Genomic DNA, 16,025 nt, shown 5'->3' with positions numbered 1-16,025 from the left:
CGATGGACGTCAACCACAACGCGTGCATCCAGAATGCACGCAGCGGTCTCAGGTTTTTCGCGAGCAGGCTCGCTCCCACAGGGGGTGAACGGCGCAAACAATCAGGTCGGCTGGCAGGCCGCCTCGTTCGTCGTTACCACTCAACAGGCCGAGCGTTAGCTCGCCTGCCGCTTTTGATCTTGATTCACAGGCCCCGTCGGGAGGCTGAGCGCAGGTATTCATCCGCGGGGAGCGCGTAGCGCGCTGCGGCGCAGCCGCAGTCATCGAGAGGAGGTGCCAGCGAAGCCAACCGGAGGCGATGACCCACGGATGGATACTGGAGCGAAGGGACCCCGAGCCTAGGCGAGGGGCCGGACGTTGGGGCAAAGCCTTTTGGTTCCTTTTCGGCGTTTGGAAAAGGGACTCGCCGTAAGGGCGAAACCATAGGTGGCCGTTACCGCAGGAATGGATATGTACACCGGAATTAAGCCATCGCTGCGATGCGGCGGCCCGACAGGCCAGCTCTCACTGTTGAGCGAGCGCTCACAAGACTTAAGCTCACCCCCCACTCATATTCATAAACCGCACCACCTGCACCTCCCCCTGCGGATTGAAATCATGCCGCAGCGGCTTACCACGCAAGGCTTTGTGGATCGCCTTGATCACCGGCTGATCATCCAGCGGGTAACGCCGCAACAGCCCACGCAAGTCGAGGGCATTATCCTGGCCGAGGCACAGCAGCAACTTACCTTCGACCGTCATCCGCACCCGATTGCAGCTGGCGCAGAAGTTGTGGCTGTTGGGTGAGATGAAACCGATGCGGGTCTCGGGGTGTTGTGCCAGGCGCACGTAGCGCGCCGGGCCGCCGCTGTTTTCGGTGCTGTCGAGCAAGCTGTGGCGGGTGGCGATCAGCGCCCGGACTTCATCGCTGGAACAAAAGGATTCACCCCGGGAACGACCCACATCGCCCAGCGGCATCTCCTCGATAAAGCTGATATCGATGCCCTGGTCGATGGCGTACTGCACCAGCGCCGGCACTTCGTCGAAGTTGCGGCCTTTCATCACCACGCAGTTGAGCTTGATCCGCTCGAACCCGGCCTCCCGCGCCGCTTCGATGCCGTTGAGCACCTGGGCCAGATCACCGTTGCGGGTGATCGCGCGAAATTTCTCCGGATCGAGGCTGTCGAGGCTGATGTTCATGCGCTTGACCCCGGCCTGCACCAGGGGCCGCGCCAGGCGCCCCAGTTGCGAGCCGTTGCTGGTCATCACCAGTTCGCGCAGGCCCGGCAAGGCTGCGATGTTGCGACACAGGTCGACGATGCCCGGACGGATCAGCGGCTCGCCGCCGGTGAGGCGGATCTTGCGCACGCCCATGCCGACGAACAGCGTCGCCAGGCGCTGCAACTCTTCCAGGGTGAGCACCTGCTGACGGGGCAGGAAGGTCATGTTTTTCGCCATGCAATACACACAGCGAAAATCACAACGATCCGTCACCGACATCCGCAGATAATCGATTTGCCGCCCAATTCCATCCAGCATCACAGCGTCCATCACAGCTCCCGGTTTTCTTACTGCACCAGCGGTGAGTCGGCGCCCTGCAGGCGAATGCCGCGAATATCGGCCGCGCCAATCAGGGTTTGCAGGTACTGCACCAGGGCTTTTTGCCAGACGCCCTGCTGCAACTGCGTGCGAATCGCCGTCGCCACCGCCTCATACGGCAAAGGCTGGCCGTCGATGCGCTGGTCGACACTGATCACGTGCCAGCCATAACGACTTTCCAGCGGTTTGGCCGCCAGCCCTGCCTGCAAGGTGAACAGCTGACGCTCCAGCTCAGGCACTGTCTGGCCCTTACTGATCTGCCCCAGCGAACCGCCCTGGGCCTTCGACGGACAGGCCGAATACTTCTCGGCCAGCTCGGCAAAGCTGTCGGGGAAATCCGCCAGCCGTTGCAACAGCACTTCCGCCTGATCGTGGGCCATGCCCCGCGCCTCGGCATCATCCGGCGCGCATTCGAGCAGGATGTGCCGCACCGCCAGCAACGGCGCGCTGTGAAAACGCGCACGGTTGTTTTCGAAGAAGCGCAGGCAGGTTGGCTCGTCGCATTCCGGCACCTGCACTTCACGTTCGAGCAGCAAGCGGGTCGCCGCCTCCTCTTCGTTCTCGCCGGCGCCAATCTCCAGGGACACGCCGAGCTCGGCCACCCGCTGCTGCAACAGCTCGCGGATCACCAGCGCGCTGGCGGCCTGGTACACCGCCTCCTCGCGGCTGTCAGCCGGGTGATACTGCAGCTCCTGGGCCATTGCCTCGGGGCTGATCGAGACTTCGTTGACGCTGATGATCGGCCATTCCTGCTCACTGCTGGCGATCAACTGCGCGGGTGTCTCGGGTTCGACCGCTAAGGCTTCGAACTGCGCCACAACCACTGGCTCAACGACCGGCGCAAGCGCCTCGGCCTTGGCCGAAGAACCGCAACCACCGCTGCCGCCGTTACCGCCGCCACATCCACATCCACCTGACATGATGTTCTCCTCAGAATTTCTGCCGAACGATTTGATAACGACGTCCCAGGTACCAGATCGGCGCGCTGACGATGTGCACCAAGCGGGTGAACGGGAACAGCACGAACAGGGTCAAGCCAAGAAACACGTGGAGCTTGTAGACCAGGCCCACCTCGGCGATCGATTGCGCCGCCTCGATCGGCCGCAGCAGCACCACGTTCTGCGCCCAGTCAGCAAGCATCACCATCACCGAGCCGTCCATGTGCGAGGTCGAGGCGACGATAGTCAGCAGGCCGAGCACCAACTGCGCCAGCAGCACCAGCAGGATCAGGATGTCCGAAGTACTGGACGTGGCCCGCACCCGAGGGTCGCTGAGACGGCGGTTGACCAGCATCAGCAAGCCGATCAGGCACAGCAGGCCGAAGAAGCCGCCGGACACCATCGCCAGCAACTGCTTGTGCTCGGTGCTGATCACGTGGTGATAGACCGAGGCCGGGGTCAGCAGGCCGACAAAGTGTCCGGCCAGCACGAACAGCACGCCGATGTGGAAGAAGTTGCTTGCCACACGCATTCCGCGACCGCTGAGCATCTGGCTGGACCCGGCCTTCCAGGTGTACTGCGACAGGTCGAACCGGGCCCAGCTGCCGATCAGGCAAATCGCCAGGGCGACATAGGGATAAATCCCGAACGCCAACAGATTCCACTTAGACATTGCGTGCCTCCTTGGCCGGCGCGGCGGCCAGCCCTTCATGCTGAAAATCCACCCAGTGCAACGGCACCGCGCTTTCTTCCCGGGCCTTGCCCGGGGCGCTTGGCAGCGAACTGCAACGGTCCTGCTGCTCGGCCTTGAGGAAGTCCACGGCCTCCTCTTCCCAGATCTTGTCGAGGGCTTCGAGGGAGTCGTCGCGCACCTCGGCGGCCACTTGCTCGCGCAAATCGGCCACCGCCTGATGAGGCTCGGCGCCGGCAATCTGCAGCAGCGCGCGGAAGCAGCTGGCGTAGGCGCTTTCACGCTCCTCCAGACGCGCCGCGAGCAACGCCAGCAAGTGCGAAATATCCGCCAGGCCCTCGCGGGCATCGAGGTCGTCGCAGGTCGAGAGGTATTCCAGGTACAGCGGGATGTAGTCCGGCAGCTCCTTGACGCCGATGGCGAAACCGGCGGCGTCGTACTGGGCCATCATGTCGACCATGGCCTGGCCACGGTCGCGGGACTCGCCGTGCACGTGTTCGAACAGCAGCAACGACAGCGCGCGGCCACGGCCGAACAGCGCACCGTAGTGCTCCTGGCCATCCATCAAGTCGTTGCCGCAGATCAGCTCGAGCAACTCGAACAAGGCGCCGCGCTGTTTCGGGCTGATTTCCCGCGACTGCAGAATCGCTTGCTCGAGTTCGTCACGGCCAGTGACCAGGTGTTCGGTCGGGTAATCGAGCAACAGCGAAATCACTTTAAGAATTTGCATGCTCAGTCCTCCCACAACTGTACGGTTTTCAGAACGTCGCGGCGGTTGGCTTTCTTCGCGCCGAACATGTTGGTGTCGGAAGCGCCGCTGCAACCACTGCCGAAGCTGAAACCACAACCGGAGCGTTCGGCGAAGGCGTCGCTCATGGCGTCTTCACGGTGGGCACTCGGCACCACGAAGCGGTCTTCGTAGTTGGCGATGGCCAGGTAGCGGTACATCTCCTCGACCTGTTCCACGCTCAAGCCGACATCCTTGAGCACTTGCAGATCCTGCAGGCCATCGACCTGCTCGGAGCGTTTGTAGGCACGCATCGCCAGCAAGCGTTTCAGCGCGCGCTTGACCGGTTTTTCATCGCCGGCGGTCAGCAGGTTGGCCAGGTAGCGCAGCGGAATACGCAGGCTGTCGACGTCCGGGATCACCCCGTTCATGCCGACGGTGCCGGCCTCGGCAGCGTTCTGGATCGGCGACAGGGGCGGCACGTACCAGACCATTGGCAAGGTGCGGTATTCCGGGTGCAGCGGCAGTGCGAGTTTCCAGTCGACGGCCATTTTGTACACCGGCGAACGCTGGGCGGAGTCGATCACCGACTGCGGTACGCCGTCTTTCAGGGCCTGGCGAATCACTGCCGGGTCGTTCGGGTCGAGGAAGATCTCCAGTTGCTTCTCATAGAGGTCGTGCTCGTTGGCGGTGCTCGCCACTTCGCTGATGCGGTCGGCGTCGTAAAGCAGTACGCCGAGGTAGCGAATACGTCCGACGCAGGTTTCCGAACAGACGGTGGGCATGCCGGCTTCGATCCGTGGGTAGCAGAAAATGCACTTCTCGGATTTACCGCTCTTCCAGTTGAAGTAGATTTTCTTGTACGGGCAGCCGCTGATGCACATCCGCCAGCCGCGGCATTTCTCCTGGTCGATCAGGACAATGCCGTCCTCTTCACGCTTGTAGATCGCGCCGCTCGGGCAGGACGCCGCGCACGCCGGGTTGAGGCAGTGCTCGCAGAGGCGCGGCAGGTACATCATGAAAGTGTTTTCGTACTCGCCGTAGATGTCCGCCTGGATCTTGTCGAAGTTTTTGTCCTTGCGACGCTTGGCGAACTCGGTGCCGAGAATTTCTTCCCAGTTCGGGCCCCACTCGATTTTCTGCATGCGCTTGCCGGAGATCACCGAACGTGGCCGCGCGGTCGGCTGGTGCTCGCCCAGCGGTGCGGTGTGCAGGTGCTGGTAGTCGAAGTCGAACGGCTCGTAGTAGTCGTCGATGCTCGGCAGATCAGGGTTGGCGAAGATGTTCGCCAGCACCCGGAACTTGCCGCCGATGCGCGGGTTGATGCTGCCGTTGGCATTGCGCACCCAACCGCCCTTCCACTTGTCCTGGTTTTCCCATTCTTTCGGGTAACCAATACCAGGCTTGCTTTCAACGTTGTTGAACCAGGCGTATTCCATGCCTTCGCGGCTGGTCCAGACGTTTTTGCAGGTGATCGAGCAGGTGTGGCAGCCGATGCATTTGTCCAGGTTCAGGACCATGCCGATTTGTGAGCGAATCTTCATCTCAGTTCTCCTCGATATCGGTCGGCAACGGACGCGGCAGGTCATCGCCGGTTGAGCCATCGAGCCAGTCAATTTTCGACATTTTGCGCACTACGACGAACTCGTCGCGGTTGCAGCCGACGGTGCCGTAGTAGTTGAAACCGTAGGCCTGCTGGGCATAGCCGCCGATCATGTGGGTCGGTTTGAGCACCACGCGGGTCACCGAGTTATGGTGGCCGCCACGGGTCTTGGTGGTCTCAGAGCCGGGCACGTTCACGATCCGCTCCTGGGCGTGGTACATCATCACCATGCCGTCCTTGACCCGCTGGCTGACCACCGCCCGGGCGGTCAATGCGCCGTTGGCGTTGAAGCACTCGATCCAATCGTTGTCCTCGATGTTGGCGCGCTTGGCGTCGTTCTCCGAGAGCCAGACAATCGGTCCGCCACGGCTCAGGGTGAGCATCAGCAGGTTGTCGCTGTAGGTGCTGTGGATGCCCCATTTCTGGTGCGGAGTGATCCAGTTCAGGACGATTTCGGTCTCGCCGTTGCTGCGTTTGCCTTTGACGCCCTCGATGGTCCGGGTGTTGACCGGTGGCCGATAGCTCATCAATTGCTCGCCGAACGCCTGCATCCACGGGTGATCCTGGTAGAACTGCTGGCGGCCGGTGATGGTGCGCCATGGGATGTTCTCGTGAACGTTGGTGTAGCCGGCGTTGTAGCTGACGTGATCGTCTTCGAGCCCCGACCAGGTCGGGCTGGAGATGATCTTGCGCGGCTGTGCCTGGATGTCGCGGAAGCGAATCGCTTCGTGAGCCTTGGACAGCGCCAGGTGGCTGTGGTCGATGCCGGTGAATTCCGACAGCGCCGCCCACGCCTTGACCGCGACCTGGCCGTTGGTTTCCGGGGCCAGGGAGAGGATCACTTCGGCGGCGTCGATGGCGCTGTCGATTTTTGGCCGGCCTTTGCTGATCCCGGCGGCGGTTTCGTGGTGGTTGAGTTCGCCGAGGAATTTCACTTCATCCTCGGTGTTCCAGTTGATGCCCTTGCCGCCGTTGCCTTGTTTTTCGAGGATCGGGCCGAGCGAGGTGAACTGCTTGTAGATGTTCGGGTAGTCGCGCTCGACCACTTGCAGGTTCGGCGCGTTTTTGCCCGGTTGCGGAGCGACGCCGGCGCTTTTCCAGTCGGTGCCGCCGAAGGGTTGCGCCAGTTCGCCGACGCTGTCGTGCATCAGCGGAACGGTGAGCAGGTCTTTCTCCACACCCAGGTGCCCCTCGGACATGGCCGAGAAGGCTTTGGCGATGCCTTTGTAGATTTCCCAGTCGGAACGGGATTCCCACGCCGGGTCGATGGCCGCCGACAAGGGGTGGATGAACGGGTGCATGTCCGAGGTGTTCATGTCGTCTTTTTCGTACCAGGTAGCGGTCGGCAGGACGATGTCGGAGTACATGCAGGTCGAGGACATGCGGAAGTCCAGGGTGGTCACCAGGTCGAGCTTGCCGATGGCGCCTTCGTCGACCCATTCCGCCTCTTGCGGCTTGCAGTCGCCGGTCTTGCCAAGGTCTTCGTTCATCACCCCGTTCTTGGTGCCGAGCAGGTACTTGAGCATGTACTCGTGGCCCTTGCCCGAGGAGCCCAGCAGGTTGGAGCGCCAGATGAACATGTTGCGCGGGAAGTTCACCGGACTGTCCGGCTGTTCGCAGGCAAAGCGCAGCGAGCCGTCCTGCAGCGACTTGACCACGTAGTCCTTGGGTTCCATGCCGGCCGCCGCCGCGTCGCGGCAGATGTGCAGCGGGTTGGTGTTGAGTTGCGGCGCACTCGGCAACCAGCCGGCGCGTTCGGCGCGGATGTTGTAGTCCAGCGCGTGTTCGGGGAACTGGGATTTATCGGCCAACGGCGAGAGAACATCGTGCATGTTCATTTTCTCGTGGCGCCATTGCGAGCTGTGGGCATAGAAGAAGCTGGTGCCGTTCATTTGCCGCGATGGACGGTTCCAGTCCAGGCCGAACGCCAGGGGCAGCCAGCCGCACTGCGGACGCAGTTTTTCCTGGCCGACGTAGTGCGCCCAGCCGCCACCGGTCTGGCCGACGCAACCGCAGAGCATGAGCATGTTGATCAGCCCACGGTAGTTCATGTCCATGTGGTACCAGTGGTTCATCGCCGCGCCGACGATGATCATCGAGCGACCACGGGTCTTGTCGGCGTTGTCGGCGAACTCACGGGCAATCTGGATGGCTTTTTCACGGCTGACGCCGGTGATTTTTTCCTGCCAGGCCGGGGTGCCGGGCACCGAGGCGTCGTTGTAGTCCTTGGCGACGTTGTCGCCACCCAGGCCACGGTCGATCGCCAGGTTGGCGGCGGACAGGTCGAACACTGTCGCGACCTTGGCCACGCTGCCGTCGGCCAGGGTCAGGCTGTGCACCGGCACCCGGCGAAATTGCACGGCATCACCGGCAACATGCTGGAAGTAGTCGTGGGCTTCGCCGGCGAAATACGGGAAGGCCACTTCGGCGACGTCTTCACCGATCAGGCTGAGCTTGAGGTCGATCTCGCGGCCTTCGCCGCCTTCACGGGGCAGGATGTTCCACTTGCCCTTCTCGCCCCAGCGATAACCGATCGAACCTTGTGGCGACACCAGTTCGCCGTAGGCATCGAGGGCGATGGTTTTCCATTCCGGGTTGTTGTCCTGGCCGAGGTTGTCAGTCAGGTCGCTGGCGCGCAGGAAGCGGTCAGGCTGGTAGCCGGCATCGCCCATGGGCTTGAGCAGCACCAGCACCGGCAAGTCGGTGTAGCGCTTGGCGTAGTCGGTGAAATAGGCGCTCGGCTTGTCGAGGTGGAATTCCTTGAAGATCACATGGTTGAAGGCCTGGGCCAGTGCGGCGTCGGTGCCCTGTTTCGGGTTGAGCCAGAGGTCGGTGAGCTTGGCGACTTCCGAATAGTCCGGGGTGATCGATACAGTCTTGGTGCCCTTGTAACGAACTTCGGTGAAGAAGTGCGCATCCGGCGTACGGGTCTGCGGGACGTTGGAGCCCCAGGCAATGATGTAGTTGGAGTTGTACCAGTCGGCCGATTCCGGCACGTCGGTCTGCTCGCCCCAGACCATCGGCGAGGCCGGTGGCAGGTCGCAGTACCAGTCGTAGAAGCTCAGGCAGGCGCCGCCGATCAGCGACAGGTAACGGGCGCCGGCCGCGTAGCTGACCATCGACATGGCCGGGATCGGCGAGAAGCCAACGATGCGGTCCGGGCCATATTGCTTGATGGTGTAGACGTTGGACGCCGCGATGATCTCGTTGGCTTCGTCCCAGCTGGAACGAATGAAACCACCCATGCCGCGCTTGCTTTTATACGAGTCGGCCTTGGCCTTGTTCTCGACAATGCTCGCCCAGGCCTCGACCGGCGCCAGGGTCCGCCGTGCCTCGCGCCACAATTTCAGCAGCGGCTTGCGGATTTTCGGATACTTGAGGCGGTTGGCGCTGTAGATGTACCAGCTGTAGCTGGCGCCACGCGGGCAGCCACGAGGCTCGTGGTTGGGCAGGTCGTTACGGGTGCGCGGGTAGTCGGTCTGCTGGGTTTCCCAGGTGATCAGGCCGTTCTTCACGTAGATTTTCCACGAGCACGAACCGGTGCAGTTCACCCCGTGGGTCGAGCGCACGATCTTGTCATACTGCCAGCGCGAGCGGTAGACGTTCTCCCAGTCGCGGGACTCTTTGCGAGTCTCGCCATGGCCTTCGGAAAACTCGTTTTGCTTGCGGTTGAAAAACCGCAGTTGATCCAGTAAATGACTCACGGTGTAGTCCTCTCAGGCTTGCTGCGGGGTTCTGCGCCCCGCCCACGCAATGGTTGGATTCAGGTCGTCTCAGCAGGGTGTCGCGGCGCCTTTGCGCGCGTACCACCACCAGGTCACGAGGATGCAGCTCAGGTAAAAGCCGACGAACATGTAGAAGGCCATCGCCGGGCTGCCGGTGAGCGCCATTGACGAGCCGAAGGTCTTGGGAATGAAGAACGCACCGAAGGCGCCCATGGCCGAACTGAAGCCGAGCACGGCGGCCGACTCTTTACCGGCATCTTTCAGCGCCTGTTCGCGCACCGCGGCGGATTTGCCGGCGGCGGCTTTTTCATGCTGGGTGCGGAAGATCACCGGGATCATGCGGAAGGTGGAGCCGTTGCCGATGCCGGTGGTGATGAACAGCAGCATGAACATGCCGAGGAAGCCGTAGAAGTTGCCGCCCTTGCCGTCCTGTGGCAGGAAGTGCATGACCGCGAAGACCATCACGATCATCGCCACGAAGTTCCACAGGGTCACTCGCGCACCACCGAGCTTGTCCGCCAGCCAGCCGCCCAATGGGCGTACCAGGGCACCCACCAGTGGGCCGAGGAAGGCGAATTTCAGGGCGATGACGTCCGGGAACGAAGTCTTGATCAGCATCGGGAAGGCAGCAGAGAAGCCGATGAACGAGCCGAAGGTCGCCAGGTACAGCCAGCACATCAGCCAGTTGTGCTTGCGCTTGAAGATCACCGCCTGCTCGCTGAACGAGGCACGGGCGCTGGACAGATCATTCATGCCGAACCAGGCCAGCAGGGTCACCAGGATGATGAACGGGACCCAGATGAAGCCGGCGTTCTGCAGCCAGAGTTGAGTGCCGTCCGGCAGCACCTGGGCGTTGCCGCCGAGGAAGCCGAACACGCCGAAGGTGATCACCAGCGGCACGCAGAACTGCATCACCGAGACCCCGAGGTTACCCAGGCCGGCGTTCAACCCGAGCGCCGTGCCCTGCTGCGACTTCGGATAGAAGAAGCTGATGTTGGACATGCTCGAGGCGAAGTTGCCACCGCCGAAACCGCAGAGCAAGGCGATGATCACGAACACGCTGTAGGAGGTGCTGGTGTCCTGCACCGCGAAGCCCATCCAGATCGACGGGATCAGCAGCGACGCGGTGCTCAGGGCGGTCCAGCGACGGCCACCGAAAATCGGCACCATGAACGAGTAGAACACTCGCAAGGTAGCGCCGGACAACCCCGGCAGCGCTGCCAGCCAGAACAACTGGTCGGTGGTGAACGTAAAGCCGATGGCGTTCAAGCGCACGATCACCGTGCTCCAGACCATCCACACAGCGAAGGCCAACAGCAGCGCCGGGATCGAAATCCACAGGTTGCGCGTGGCGGTCTGTTTGCCGCTTTTGCCCCAGAACGCTGGGTCCTCGGGGCGCCAGTCATGAATGACCGGGCCTTTGTCAGGCTTTTGCAGAACGGACATGGTTGTCTCCTTGGGCAATGCTGGAATTCGGGGTCGACGCTTTACCGAGCAGCGGGCGTTTGCGCACTTCGCTGAGGTACATCCAGATCAGGGACACCCAGACCACGCCGTACAGCAACATGAAGCAGGACGAGCGCACGCCGGTAAGGTCGACCAGGGCGCCGAACATGATCGGCAGCACGAACCCGCCGAGGCCGCCGGCCAGGCCGACGATGCCGGACACCGCGCCCATGTTGGTCGGGTAGTCGTTGGCGATGTATTTGAAGACCGAGGCCTTGCCGAACGCGAAGGCGATGCCCATGACGAACAGCAGCACGGTGAACAGCACGGGGTTGAGGCCGAGGTGGAAATCCACCGGGCCATTGATGGTCTGCACTTGCAGTTGGGTCTGTGGGTAGGAGAGCAGGAACAGACAGATCCAGCTGACCCACAGCACCCACCAGGTCACGCTCTGCGCGCCCCAGCGATCCGACATCCAGCCGCCCACCGCACGCAGCACGCCGCCGGGCAGGGAGAAACAGGCCGCCAGCAGCGCCGCGCTTTGCAGGCTGAAGCCGTATTCCTGGACGTAGTACTTGGTCATCCACAACGCCAGGGCGACATAGCCGCCGAAGACAATCGAGTAGTACTGGCAGTAGCGCCACACCGCCGGATCCTTCAGCGAGCTCAACTGCTCACGCAGGCTGGCGCCCGAGGCGCTGCGGTGGGATTTGTTGTCGGCACTGAGGAACCAGAACAGCAGCGCGGTGATGAACAGGATCGCGCTGAAGACTTTCGGCACCAGTTGCCAGCTGCCGGCGGCAATCAGCGCCGGGGCGAGGAATTTGGTCACCGCCGAGCCAGCATTACCGGCACCGAAGACGCCCATGGCGAAGCCCTGGTTGTCCTTGTCGAACCACTTGGCGACGTAGGCGATGCCCACCGAGAACGAACCGCCGGCGAGGCCGACGAACAGGCCCAGCACCAGGAATTGCCAATAAGCCGTGGCGTGGCTGATCAGGTACAGCGGTGCGACGCAGGACAGCATCAGCAGGAAGAACACCGTGCGCCCGCCGAAGCGGTCAGTCAGCAGGCCCAGGGGTAGACGCACCAGCGAGCCGGTCAGGACCGGGGTGGCGGCCAGCAGGCCGAATTGGGTTTCGTTGAGCTGGAGCAGGTCCTTGATCGGCACGCCGAGCACGGCGAACATCATCCAGACCATGAAGCAGACGGTGAAGGCCAGCGTGCTCATGCCCAGCACCAAGCCTTGTTGTACACGGGGTCGGATCACAATGCGCTCCAGTCGGTTAGCCATGCCGGCAGAGTAGAGAGCGAGACCCCGGAAAAACTTGATCCACATCAACGTCCGCCAATGCCCTCCAGGGCTATGCTTGTGCTGTCTACCTCCAAGGAGGTAGAGCGCAAATAGCGGCAAAGCCTTTGTTTATCAGCAACTTGACCTTTCAGGTGGGGTTTTCTGTCGACCACGGCACCTCGACAACTCTTTAGAGGTAGCGCCCGCCAATCGCCGCCCTTCCCCACCCTGGAGCTGCACATGCTGGGCTTTTTCATCTTCAATCGAGACCTGCGCTGATGCTTCGCTGGCTGCGCAGTTCCCTGCCCGCTCGCGCCGGGCTCGCGGTGATCCTGATCGCCATGCTGGCCCTGGCCAGCTCCCTCAGCGCCGGGTTGATCGCCTGGTTCAGCCAGGGCGATGCAGCCGCCATCAACACCGCCGGCTCGGTGCGCATGGAGACCTACCACCTGAGCTGGAAGCTCGCCGCCGGCGCCGATCGTGAACAACTCAATGCCGTGCGCGACAGCCTGCAACGGCGTCTCGACAGCCAGCCCCTCAAGGCAGTGCTGGACGATGGCCCGAGCACCGCGTTGCAAACCAGCTATAAGCAGATCCTCGAGCAGTGGAGCGAGGTCCTGCTTCCGGCCCTCGAGCGTGGCGATGCCGCGGCGTTCCAGGTCCACACCCAGCCCTTCGTCGAGCAACTGAACCAGTTCGTCAATCTGCTGCAGCGCCATAGCGAGGAAAAGCAGAGCTGGCAGCAGGTGATCCAGGGCCTGGCGTTGTTCACCACCATGATTGTCCTGCTGGTCGGTCTGTATGAGTTGCAGTACGGCGTGGTCTCGCCGCTCAAGGAGTTGGTGGAAGCTACCCAGCGCTTTCGTCGCGGCGACTATCGCGCGCGGGTCAATCACCAGTCCGAGGACGAACTGGGTCAGCTGGCGACCAGCTTCAATGCCATGGCCGAGACCATCGAAGAGTCCCACCGCACGTTGGAAAGCCAGGTCCGGCAGAAGACCCTGAACCTGCAACAGGCCAACGCCGCCCTCGAATTGCTCTATCAAAGCAGCGGCAGCCTGGCGACCCGCCTGGCCAATGCCGAAGGCCTCGATGAGTTGATCCGGCGCTTCCAGCAACGCCTGCCGGGCCTGCGCCTGACCCTGTGCCTGCAAGGCCAGCAGCAGGCACCGGCCCAGCAACTGCTCGCCCTGCACGGTGCGAGCACCCGCGATGTGTGCGCCAGCAGCGATTGCGCCGGCTGCCAGAAACATCACAGCAGCAGCCTGCAGACTTTCAGCATCAGCAACCAGGGCAGCGAACTGGGAGAGCTCAAGGCGCATTTTGTCGACGGCCACACCGCCCAGGCCTGGGAAACCCAATTGATCCAGGCCCTGGCCAACCTGATCGGCACCTCGCTGTCGCTGAAACGCCAACGCGAACAGGATCACCGCCTGCTGCTGCTCGACGAACGCACGATCATCGCCCGCGAACTTCACGATTCCCTGGCCCAGGCGCTGTCCTACATGAAGCTGCAAGTCAGCCGCATGCAGACCCTGATGCGCCGTGGCGAACCGGTGCAGACCCTGGAGCAGGTCACCGGCGAACTGCGCGAAGGCCTGAACAATGCCTACCGCCAGTTGCGCGAATTGCTCACCACCTTCCGCCTGCAGATCGACGACGCCGGCCTGGTCCAGGAGCTCAAGGACACTGCCACCGAGTTCTCCCGCCGTGGCGAATTCGCCGTACACCTGCACCTCGACACCCTGGCCTTCGAGCTGTCGGCCAGCGAACAAATCCACATCCTGCAGATCACCCGCGAAGCCCTCTCCAACTGCCTGCGCCACGCCCATGCGCAGAACGCCTGGCTGGAGCTGCGACAGGACGGCGAGACGGTACGCCTGCTGGTGGAAGACGACGGCCGTGGCTTCAGCGGCAACGTCGACCAGCGCGAACACCACGGCCTGAACATCATGGATGAGCGGGCGCGCAGCTTGCGCGGGCAGCTGAAAATATTCTCCCGGGAGCCCCAGGGCACCCTGGTCCAGCTTGAATTCCTGCCGGAGTTTCTCGGCCGGCACACAGAAGGTAGCGTCACATGAGCACCACCCCACAGCACCGCATTCTGCTGGTCGACGATCATCCGATGATGCGCCGAGGCATCCGCCAGATGCTCGAACTCGAAGAGGATTTTTTGATCGTCGGCGAAGCCAACCATGGCGAGGAGGCGCTGACCCTGATCGAGCCGCTGCAACCGGACCTGATCCTGCTGGACAACAATATGCCGCAGCTGAACGGCATCGAGACCCTGCGCCGCCTGCGGGCCATGGACTATGCCGGCAAGGTGCTGCTGTTCACCGTATCGGACGCCGAAGACGACATTCGCGATGCCCTGCGCCTGGATGCCGACGGCTATCTGCTCAAGGACATGGAGCCGGAGTTGCTGATCCAGTACATCCGCGATGCCCTCGACGGCAACCTGGTGGTTAGCCCCGGCCTGACCCGGGTCATGGCCCAGGCCCTGCGCTCGCCGCCGCGCCAGGCGGTGGTGGAGCTGACCGAGCGCGAACGCCAGGTGCTGAAGACCATCGCCGCTGGCTTCAGCAACAAGGTGATCGGGCACAAGCTGGGGATCACCGAAGGCACGGTCAAGGTGCATGTGAAGAACTTGCTGCACAAGCTCGGCCTGCGCTCGCGAGTCGAGGCCGCCGTGTGGGCCATGGAGCATTTGCGCAACCACTGAGGCAACTGCCTCCTTGGAGGTAGGCCGGCAGAGGCATAGGTCTGGCGGGCCGCGCGTTCTAAAATGCGCGGCAGCGGAGGTACGCCATGCTGACCCACCCATCTACTGTTCAAACGTTGCGTCGTCATCACCTGTTCAGCCAACTGCCGGAGCAGGTGTTCAAGGAAGTCTGCGCCCTGGCCACGCTCAGGCGCCTGGACTGCCACGGCACGCTGGTGCACCAGGGCGACCCGGCCAAGCGTTTTTTTCTGCTGGTCAGTGGCCAGATCAAGCTGTACCGGCTGACCGGTGAAGGCCAGGAAAACCTGATGGAAATCATCCAGCCCGGGCAGACCTTTGCCGAAGCCCTGCTGTTCAGCCAGGCCCGCTGCTACCCGGTGAGCGCCACCGCGCTCAAGGACAGCGTGCTGGTGAGCATCGAAGGCCAGCACTATCGCAACGCCCTGGAAGACGCGCCGCAAGTCTGCCTGGCGATCCTCGCCAGCATGAGCATGCACTTGCACCTGCGCCTGCGCGACATCGACACCCTGACTATCGCCAGCGCCAGCCGGCGGGTGATCAATTTCCTGCTGCAGGAGCGCCACCCGGTGACCGGGGAGATCGTCCTGCAAGTCTCCAAGCGCCTGGTGGCGTCGAAACTGGGGATCCAGCCGGAGACCTTTTCGCGGATCCTGCATCGCCTGGTGGAGAGCGACATGATCGCGATGGACCGCCGCACCATCCACCTGCTCGCCGCAGAAGACGCGCTGGCGACATTCCACTAGGCAGAATTGATTGCCATCAATTGCCCGGCGCCAGTGGCCTTGCACACTGGTCCGGCCCATTCATGGAGATCGTCAATGCCCGCCCCAAGCCTGCCCCTGGTCTACTCCTGCTCCGGCTGCTCCAACGTTGCGCAACTGGCCAACACCCTGGCCGTGCGCCTGGATCGCAGTGGCGTCGCAGAAATGTCGTGCATCGCCGGCCTCGGCGGGCATGTGCCGTCGCTGGTCAACAAGGCGCGCTCCGGACGCAAGATCCTCGCCCTCGACGGCTGCCCGCTGCAATGCGTGGAAAACTGCCTGCAACAGCATGGCCTGCATGCCGATGTGCATGTGATCCTGAGCCATTACGGGTTGCGCAAGCGCTATGGCGAGGATTGCACGCAGGAGCAGAGTGATGAGTTGTTTGAGGGGATCAGGCGGTTGCTGAAAGGGTAAACACACCGCCCTGTAGGAGCGAGCCTGCTCGCGATGGCATTTTTTCGGTGTACATATCCATTCCTGCGGTAACGGCCACCTATGGTTTCGCCCTTACGGCGA

At 62.6% G+C, this 16,025-nt stretch carries 12 protein-coding genes; 4 read left to right on the top strand and 8 right to left on the bottom strand.

From position 1 onward, the window contains the following. Positions 1 to 537: 537 nt before the first annotated feature. The 8 genes from moaA to NR126_RS27900 form a co-directional block, all read right to left on the bottom strand. Positions 538 to 1,530 (bottom strand): GTP 3',8-cyclase MoaA, encoded by a 993-nt coding sequence (gene moaA, locus NR126_RS27935; RefSeq protein ID WP_027620416.1) that lies wholly within the window; start codon positions 1,528 to 1,530, stop codon positions 538 to 540. A 17-nt stretch (positions 1,531 to 1,547) separates the two neighbouring features. Next, positions 1,548 to 2,498, bottom strand: coding sequence for a peptidylprolyl isomerase (locus tag NR126_RS27930; protein WP_256832442.1), 951 nt, complete (start codon positions 2,496 to 2,498; stop codon positions 1,548 to 1,550). 10 nt (positions 2,499 to 2,508) lie between these two features. Continuing rightward, the gene (gene narI, locus NR126_RS27925) at positions 2,509 to 3,189 is read right to left on the bottom strand and encodes a respiratory nitrate reductase subunit gamma (RefSeq protein WP_027620418.1); all 681 of its coding nucleotides are present in this window, start codon (positions 3,187 to 3,189) and stop codon (positions 2,509 to 2,511) included. Further along, the gene (gene narJ, locus NR126_RS27920; RefSeq protein ID WP_027620419.1) at positions 3,182 to 3,937 is read right to left on the bottom strand and encodes a nitrate reductase molybdenum cofactor assembly chaperone; all 756 of its coding nucleotides are present in this window, start codon (positions 3,935 to 3,937) and stop codon (positions 3,182 to 3,184) included. The genes narI and narJ overlap by 8 nt, the downstream gene beginning before the upstream one ends. A gap of 2 nt (positions 3,938 to 3,939) precedes the next feature. Then, a complete protein-coding gene (gene narH / locus NR126_RS27915; RefSeq protein WP_027620420.1) occupies positions 3,940 to 5,478 on the bottom strand; it encodes a nitrate reductase subunit beta in 1,539 nt (512 codons plus the stop codon). A gap of 1 nt (position 5,479) precedes the next feature. Next, positions 5,480 to 9,241 (bottom strand): nitrate reductase subunit alpha, encoded by a 3,762-nt coding sequence (locus NR126_RS27910; protein ID WP_027620421.1) that lies wholly within the window; start codon positions 9,239 to 9,241, stop codon positions 5,480 to 5,482. 69 nt (positions 9,242 to 9,310) lie between these two features. Continuing rightward, complete coding sequence (locus tag NR126_RS27905) at positions 9,311 to 10,708, bottom strand: NarK family nitrate/nitrite MFS transporter (protein WP_027620422.1); 1,398 nt, start codon at positions 10,706 to 10,708, stop codon at positions 9,311 to 9,313. Continuing rightward, positions 10,686 to 11,978, bottom strand: a complete 1,293-nt coding sequence (locus NR126_RS27900) for a nitrate/nitrite transporter (RefSeq protein WP_027620423.1) — start codon at positions 11,976 to 11,978, stop codon at positions 10,686 to 10,688. Before NR126_RS27900 ends, NR126_RS27905 begins: the two co-directional genes overlap by 23 nt. A gap of 302 nt (positions 11,979 to 12,280) precedes the next feature. Here NR126_RS27900 and NR126_RS27895 point away from each other — a divergent pair, with 302 nt between their 5' ends. The 4 genes from NR126_RS27895 (at position 12,281) to NR126_RS27880 (ending at position 15,923) form a co-directional block, all read left to right on the top strand. After that, entirely contained in the window at positions 12,281 to 14,083 is a 1,803-nt protein-coding gene (locus NR126_RS27895; protein WP_256832441.1) for a HAMP domain-containing protein, read from the top strand. After that, positions 14,080 to 14,724, top strand: coding sequence for a two-component system response regulator NarL (gene narL / locus NR126_RS27890; RefSeq protein ID WP_027620425.1), 645 nt, complete (start codon positions 14,080 to 14,082; stop codon positions 14,722 to 14,724). Before NR126_RS27895 ends, narL begins: the two co-directional genes overlap by 4 nt. 86 nt (positions 14,725 to 14,810) lie before the next feature. Continuing rightward, complete coding sequence (locus NR126_RS27885) at positions 14,811 to 15,488, top strand: Crp/Fnr family transcriptional regulator (RefSeq protein ID WP_027620426.1); 678 nt, start codon at positions 14,811 to 14,813, stop codon at positions 15,486 to 15,488. A gap of 75 nt (positions 15,489 to 15,563) precedes the next feature. After that, on the top strand, positions 15,564 to 15,923 hold the full coding sequence (locus NR126_RS27880; RefSeq protein ID WP_027620427.1) for a putative zinc-binding protein: 360 nt from the start codon (positions 15,564 to 15,566) through the stop codon (positions 15,921 to 15,923). The last annotated feature ends 102 nt before the right edge of the window (positions 15,924 to 16,025 follow it).

The organism is Pseudomonas sp. Pse1, from assembly GCF_024519635.1.
In the GTDB taxonomy this organism is placed as follows: domain Bacteria; phylum Pseudomonadota; class Gammaproteobacteria; order Pseudomonadales; family Pseudomonadaceae; genus Aquipseudomonas.
This window is presented reverse-complemented; position numbering and strand designations above follow the sequence as displayed.

Excerpts from the sequence above, each read along its gene's own strand:
- moaA (WP_027620416.1), bottom strand. The coding sequence starts at position 1,530 with ATGGACGCTGTGATGCTGGATGGAATTGGGCGGCAAATCGATTATCTG.
- NR126_RS27930 (WP_256832442.1), bottom strand. The coding sequence starts at position 2,498 with ATGTCAGGTGGATGTGGATGTGGCGGCGGTAACGGCGGCAGCGGTGGT.
- narI (WP_027620418.1), bottom strand. The coding sequence starts at position 3,189 with ATGTCTAAGTGGAATCTGTTGGCGTTCGGGATTTATCCCTATGTCGCC.
- narJ (WP_027620419.1), bottom strand. The coding sequence starts at position 3,937 with ATGCAAATTCTTAAAGTGATTTCGCTGTTGCTCGATTACCCGACCGAA.
- narH (WP_027620420.1), bottom strand. The coding sequence starts at position 5,478 with ATGAAGATTCGCTCACAAATCGGCATGGTCCTGAACCTGGACAAATGC.
- NR126_RS27905 (WP_027620422.1), bottom strand. The coding sequence starts at position 10,708 with ATGTCCGTTCTGCAAAAGCCTGACAAAGGCCCGGTCATTCATGACTGG.
- NR126_RS27895 (WP_256832441.1), top strand. The coding sequence starts at position 12,281 with ATGCTTCGCTGGCTGCGCAGTTCCCTGCCCGCTCGCGCCGGGCTCGCG.
- narL (WP_027620425.1), top strand. The coding sequence starts at position 14,080 with ATGAGCACCACCCCACAGCACCGCATTCTGCTGGTCGACGATCATCCG.
- NR126_RS27885 (WP_027620426.1), top strand. The coding sequence starts at position 14,811 with ATGCTGACCCACCCATCTACTGTTCAAACGTTGCGTCGTCATCACCTG.
- NR126_RS27880 (WP_027620427.1), top strand. The coding sequence starts at position 15,564 with ATGCCCGCCCCAAGCCTGCCCCTGGTCTACTCCTGCTCCGGCTGCTCC.